Here is a 6,530-nt window from a genome sequence, read left to right as displayed (position 1 = left end):
CGGTTAGAATGCCGGCCTGTCACGCCGGAGGTCGCGGGTTCGAGTCCCGTCCGGTCCGCCATTATCGATATGCCGCTGCCAACCCCGAGCCCATGGCTTGGGGTTTTGTCGTTTCAGGAGCACGGTTTTTCGCCGTGCGCGCTCAACCATGCCTCGGCCAGCGGGTAGACTTCCTCGGCGGCTTGCGGGTGGGTCAGCATATCCAGATGACCGTAATCGCGTGACAGTCCGGCACCAATCCCCAGTAGACGGTTTTCCTGAATATGCGGCCCGCATTCGGCGGCGAAGCGTGCCACGTCGTCGGGATGGCCGAGCGCGCGATCCGCCGCGCCGGCAAGATGCAGCGTGGGTGGCAGGCCACCGTGGGCCAGCGCCGCCGCATAGTCGAAACCGTCGCGCGAGTCACGCCAGGGCGAAGGCCGCACCCAGGCCACGCTTTGACGATGCATGCCGGCATATTCGTCGTCGCTACCCCAGCCGAGTGCGCGCGCCGGCATGTAGCCCCACAGGCCGCGCACCAGCGGCCCCAGTCCCTTCCAGATCAGATCCACGTACAACAGGCGTTGCGGCGACCAGCTATGCACGCAGCGCTTGCTGCCGAAATACACCTGACTGACGACTCGCACGCGGTTGGCGGGGCGATGCGCCAGGTGCGCGGCGATTAGCACGCCGCCCCACGAGTGGGCGACAACATGCAGGTGCGCTTGACCGCTCAACTCGATCGTCGCCTCGATGGTGGCGGGGATTTCGTCGCGGATCACATCGGTCTGATCAAGCCGCACGCCACGTGCCGGCTGCGGCAATGCACCGTTGCGGCCGCGCTGGTCGGCGACGAACACGTCGAAGCCGTGCGTCGCCAGCCAGGGCGCGAGCCCCTTGCCGGAGCGACTATGGAAGATGCGCCCCGACTCGATGGCGCCATGCCAGCAGAGCACGGCGGCACGCGGCGACCCGGTGGGGCGAAAGCGGGTCAACTGCACGCCGCCGCCACTGGCGAGCGGGATGCTATGTTGGGTGGTGTCGTAGGTCATGACGATTCATCCGGCTTCTCGATACCTGTGGCCTGGGCCGGGATTGTGTCTTGCGCAGTCCCGGCGACACGCTTCATACTCTTTCATACAGTTGTTTGAATTTTGGCGCAAGCGAGGAACCGACCGTGAACTCCTATCCCCACCTGTTTCGGCCGCTGGATGTGGGCTCGGTGACACTCAAGAACCGCGTTCTGATGGGTTCCATGCACACCAATCTCGAAGAGGCGCCGCAGGGCTTCACCCGGCTGGCGGCGTTCTATGCCGAGCGGGCGCGGGCCGGCGTGGGTTTGATCGTCACCGGCGGCATTGCGCCCAACCCGGAGGGCGCGGTGTTTCAGGGCGCCGCCAAGCTGACCACTACCGAGGAAGCCGCTCAGCACCGCGAGGTCACGGCAGCGGTGCATGCCGAGGAAGGGCTGATCTGTCTGCAGATTCTACATGCCGGACGTTACGCCTACTCGCCCGAACTGGTCGCGCCATCGCCGATTCAAGCGCCGATCAATCCGTTCGAGCCGCGTGAGTTGACGCCAGGTGACATCGAACGTCAGATCGAGGATTACGTGCACTGCGCCAGGCTCGCTCGTGATGCCGGCTACGACGGCGTCGAGGTGATGGGCTCCGAAGGCTATCTGATCAATCAGTTCGTGTGCCTGCGCACCAACCGGCGCGATGACGATTGGGGCGGCGAGTTCGCCAATCGTATACGCTTCCCGGTCGAGATCGTGCGGCGCATTCGCCAGGCGTTGGGGGCGGACTTTCTGATCATCTTCCGCCTGTCGATGATCGACCTGGTCGAGGGGGGCAGCTCCTGGCAGGAAGTGGTCGCGCTGGGTCGGGCCATCGAGGCCGTCGGCGCCAGCCTGATCAATACCGGCATCGGTTGGCACGAGGCGCGGGTGCCGACCATCGTCACCAGCGTGCCGCGCGCGGCGTTCAGTGAAGTCACCCGGCGCATGAAGGCCGAGCTGTCGATTCCGTTGATCACCACCAACCGTATCAACATGCCCGAGGTCGCCGAGCGCGTGCTGGGCGAGGGCCATGCCGACATGGTGTCGATGGCGCGGCCGTTTCTCGCCGACCCCGAGTGGATCGACAAGGCCGAGGCGGGACTCGCCGATGAGATCAACACCTGCATCGCCTGCAATCAGGCCTGCCTCGACCATACCTTCCAGGGCAAGTTGACCTCGTGCCTGGTCAATCCGCGTGCCTGTCACGAAACCGAACTGGAACTCTTGCCCGCCGAGATGCCCAAGTCGGTCGCGGTGGTCGGCGCCGGTCCGGCGGGGCTTGCCAGCGCGGTCGCGGCGGCCAGCCGCGGCCACCGCGTGGTGCTGTTCGAGCGTGGTGTCGAGCTCGGCGGGCAGTTCAATTTCGCACGCAGGATTCCCGGCAAGGAGGAGTTCGACGAAACGTTGCGCTATTACCGGGTAATGCTCGAGAAACACGCCGTCGATGTGCGCTTGAACGCCGCCGCCGACGTGCAGACGCTGCGCGATTTCGATGAAGTGATTCTGGCGACCGGGGTGCGCCCGCGAGAACTGGCGCTGGCGGGCAGCGATCACCCCAAGGTGGTCAACTACCCTACGGCGATCACCCATCCCGAGCGCATCGGGTCGCGCGTGGCGATCATTGGTGCCGGTGGCATCGGCTTCGATGTCGCCGAGTTGCTGACCCACGTCGGCCACCCCACGCTCGACACGCAAGCCTGGTGCGACGAGTGGGGCGTGGATATGACGGTGACCGAGCGCGGCGGGCTGAAGGCGCCGAATCGCCCGGTGTCGCCGCGTCAGGTCTACCTGTTGCAGCGCAAGGCCTCCAAGCCGGGCAAGGGCCTGGGTAAATCCACTGGTTGGGTGCATCGCGCTTCGCTCCGGCATCGCGGCGTCGAGACGCTGGCTGGATGCGAGTACCTAGGCATCGATGACGAAGGCTTGCATGTGCGCATCGATGGCGAGGCGCGGCTGCTCGCGGTCGATAACGTGGTGGTCTGCGCCGGCCAGGAGTCGGTGACCGAGCTGCTCGAACCGCTGCGTGAGGCAGGTATATCGGTGCATGTGATCGGCGGCGCCCAGGAGGCGGCCGAGCTGGATGCCAAGCGCGCCATCGATCAGGGCACGCGCTTGGCGGCGGCGCTGTAAAAGCCGATTCGGACGCTTTGCAAGCGGGGCGCAATGATAGACTGATTGGGCGTGTCATCCACGCCCAATAGCGAGGCCGCGATGGCTTCGATTGAATCAGTCGATAACAAAGGAGTTGCGATGCCTGCCCCCCGCTTCATCGCCAGCGACAACACCTCGGGCATCTGCCCCGAAGCGCTGGACTACCTGCTTCAAGCCAACGCCTGTGACGATCTCGCCTACGGTGACGACGCCTGGACCCAGCGTGCTGTCGAGGGCTTGCGTCAGTTGTTCGATTGCGACTGCGAGGTGTTCTTCGTCTTCAACGGTACTGCCGCCAACTCGCTGGCGCTGGCGGCCATGGGCCAGAGTTATCACAGCGTGATCTGCCATGAGCTGGCGCATATCGAAACCGATGAATGCGGCGCCCCGGAGTTCTTCTCCAACGGCGCCAAGCTGCTTACCGCCAGTGGCGCGAACGGCAAGCTCACCCCCGAGGGAATCGAGCGGCTGATGGCTCGCCGCGATGACATTCATTTTCCCAGGCCTAAGGTGGTGTCGGTCACCCAGGCTACCGAGGTAGGTACCGTCTACAGCCGCGAGGAGTTGCTGGCATTGCGCAGCGTCGCCGACAAGTACGAGCTGCGCTTGCACATGGATGGTGCGCGCTTCGCCAACGCCTGCGCCGCGCTCGATGCCTCGCCGGCCGAGTTGACCTGGCAGGCCGGTGTCGACGTGCTGTGTTTCTCGGGTACCAAGAATGGCCTGGCGATGGGCGAGGTGGTGATCTTCTTCAATCGTGAACTCGCAGAAGACTTCGGCTATCGTTGCAAGCAGGCGGGTCAGCTGGCCTCGAAGATGCGCTTCATCGCCGCGCCCTGGCTGGGCCTGCTCGAGACCGGCGCCTGGCGGCGTAACGCCGAGCACGCCAATGCCATGGCGCGCTATCTAGCCGCCGGGCTGGATGGCCTGCCGGGTGCCGAACTGTTGTTCCCGCCCCAGGCCAATAGCGTGTTCGTGCGCTTTCCACCGCCGTTGTTGGCGTATTTGCGCGAGCTGGGCTGGACCTTCTATACCTTCATTGGCGCTAGCGGCGTGCGCTTCGTGTGTGCCTGGAATACCACGCCGGAGCTACTCGATAGCTTGCTTGCCGACATCCGTCTGGCGCTCGATGCCGGCCTGAGCGAAACGAGCACATAATTTCCTTATTTGACGTATCGAACCAATCGCGGTGTCTAACGTTCTGAATAGACAAGAAGGGCATCGCGCGGTTGCGTTGAAAACCTTGCGGCAAGCTCTCCATTTTCAGCGCTTTATCCGACTACGCTGATAAATACGCCATTCCGGAAGCTACCGACGCCTGTCTAGCAGCCGGGGATCGCGATTCAAGGAGGCCTCAATGAGTATCTTCGATCACGTGCAGAACCGTTATGAGCAGGTTCAGCAGGAAGAAATGAGTCTTCAGGAGTATCTGGAACTGTGCCGCAAGGAGCCTGGCGCCTACGCCTCGGCCGCCGAACGCATGCTGGAAGCGATCGGCGAGCCGGAAGTCATCGACACGGCCAAGGATCCTCGACTTTCGCGGATTTTTACCAACAAGGTCATTCGTCGCTACCCGGCGTTCTCCGAGTTCTACGGCATGGAGGAGGCCATCGAGCAGATCGTCGCCTACTTCCGACATGCCGCCCAGGGTCTCGAGGAGCGCAAGCAGATTCTCTACTTGCTGGGGCCGGTGGGCGGTGGCAAGTCATCACTGGCCGAGCGGCTCAAGCTATTGATGGAGCGAGTGCCGTTCTACGCCATCAAGGACTCGCCGGTTTACGAGTCGCCATTGGGGCTGTTTTCGCCGGAGCAGGACGGCGAGTTGCTCGAGAAGGAGTACGGCATTCCGCGCCGCTACCTGAAAAGCGTGATGTCGCCTTGGGCGGCCAAGCGCCTCAAGGAATACGAGGGCGATATCTCGCAGTTCCGCGTGGTGCGCCTGCATCCGTCGCGTCTCAATCAGGTTGCCATCTCCAAGACCGAACCGGGCGATGAGAACAACCAGGATATCTCCTCGCTGGTGGGCAAGGTCGATATTCGCCAGCTCGAACTCTATTCCCAGGACGACGCCGATGCCTATAGCTTCTCCGGTGGGTTGTGCAAGGCCAACCAGGGGCTGATGGAATTCGTCGAGATGTTCAAGGCGCCGATCAAGGTGCTGCATCCGTTGCTTACCGCCACCCAGGAGGGCAACTACAACCCCACCGAGGGTATGGGCGCGATCCCCTTCGATGGCATCGTTCTCGCTCACTCCAACGAAAGCGAATGGCAGCACTTTCGCAACAACCGCAACAACGAGGCCTTCCTCGACCGCGTCTACATCGTCAAGGTGCCGTACTGCCTGCGGGTTTCCGAAGAGATCAACATCTACAAGAAGCTGCTCGAGCACTCGTCGCTGAGTGAGGCGTCCTGCGCGCCCGACACGCTACGCATGCTGGCGCAATTCTCGGTGCTCTCGCGACTCAAGGAGCCGGAGAATTCGAGCGTCTATTCCAAGATGCGCGTCTACGACGGCGAGAATCTCAAGGACACCGATCCCAAGGCCAAGTCGATTCAGGAGTATCGCGACTCCGCCGGGGTCGACGAGGGCATGGATGGCCGCTCGACGCGCTTCGCCTTCAAGATCTTGTCCAAGGTATTCAACTTCGATACTCACGAGATCGCCGCCAACCCGGTGCATCTGCTGTACGTGCTGGAGCAGCGGCTCGAACACGAACAGCTGCCCAAGGAGACTCACGAGCGTTACCTGCGTTTCATCAAGGAGTTCCTGGCGCCGCGCTATGTCGATTTCATCGGCAAGGAGATCCAGACCGCGTATCTCGAATCCTATAGCGAATATGGCCAGAATATTTTCGACCGCTACGTCACCTATGCCGACTTCTGGATTCAGGACCAGGAGTACCGCGATCCCGAGACCGGCGAGCTGTTCAACCGCCAGTCGCTCAACGAGGAACTGGAAAAGATCGAAAAGCCGGCGGGTATCTCCAATCCCAAGGACTTCCGCCACGAGGTGGTCAACTTCGTGCTGCGCGCGCGGGCGCAGAACAACGGCATGAACCCCAGCTGGCAGTCCTACGAGAAGCTCAAGGGCGTGATCGAGAAGAAGATGTTCGCCAACACCGAGGAGCTGTTGCCGGTGATTTCCTTCAATGCCAAGGCGTCTACCGCCGATCAGCACAAACACGAAGATTTCGTGGCGCGCATGGTCGATCGTGGCTACACCGAAAAGCAGGTGCGCTTGCTATCCGAGTGGTATCTGCGGGTGCGTAAATCGCAGTAACCGACGCAGCGACGGGCGAGGGGAGGGGAATGTGTTCATATCCCCGCCAAGCGGTGCACC

Annotated in this window: 4 protein-coding genes; 3 read left to right on the top strand and 1 reads right to left on the bottom strand. The window is 62.6% G+C overall.

The features are described 5' to 3' along the window. Positions 1-113: 113 nt before the first annotated feature. Positions 114-1,031 carry an alpha/beta fold hydrolase gene (locus BLR92_RS06820; protein WP_089726803.1) on the bottom strand — a complete coding sequence of 306 codons (918 nt, stop codon included), beginning with the start codon at positions 1,029-1,031 and terminating at the stop codon, positions 114-116. Positions 1,032-1,156: 125 nt separating this feature from the next. On the opposite strand from BLR92_RS06820, the gene BLR92_RS06815 reads away from it, so the two are divergent. The 3 genes from BLR92_RS06815 (at position 1,157) to BLR92_RS06805 (ending at position 6,470) form a co-directional block, all read left to right on the top strand. Further along, positions 1,157-3,169 (top strand): NADPH-dependent 2,4-dienoyl-CoA reductase, encoded by a 2,013-nt coding sequence (locus tag BLR92_RS06815; RefSeq protein WP_089726801.1) that lies wholly within the window; start codon positions 1,157-1,159, stop codon positions 3,167-3,169. A gap of 120 nt (positions 3,170-3,289) precedes the next feature. Continuing rightward, positions 3,290-4,348 (top strand): threonine aldolase family protein, encoded by a 1,059-nt coding sequence (locus BLR92_RS06810; protein ID WP_089726800.1) that lies wholly within the window; start codon positions 3,290-3,292, stop codon positions 4,346-4,348. A gap of 199 nt (positions 4,349-4,547) precedes the next feature. Continuing rightward, complete coding sequence (locus BLR92_RS06805) at positions 4,548-6,470, top strand: PrkA family serine protein kinase (RefSeq protein ID WP_089726798.1); 1,923 nt, start codon at positions 4,548-4,550, stop codon at positions 6,468-6,470. Positions 6,471-6,530: the final 60 nt, after the last annotated feature.

This window comes from Modicisalibacter muralis, assembly GCF_900102945.1.
GTDB classification, from domain to species: Bacteria; Pseudomonadota; Gammaproteobacteria; order Pseudomonadales; family Halomonadaceae; genus Modicisalibacter; species Modicisalibacter muralis.
This window is presented reverse-complemented; position numbering and strand designations above follow the sequence as displayed.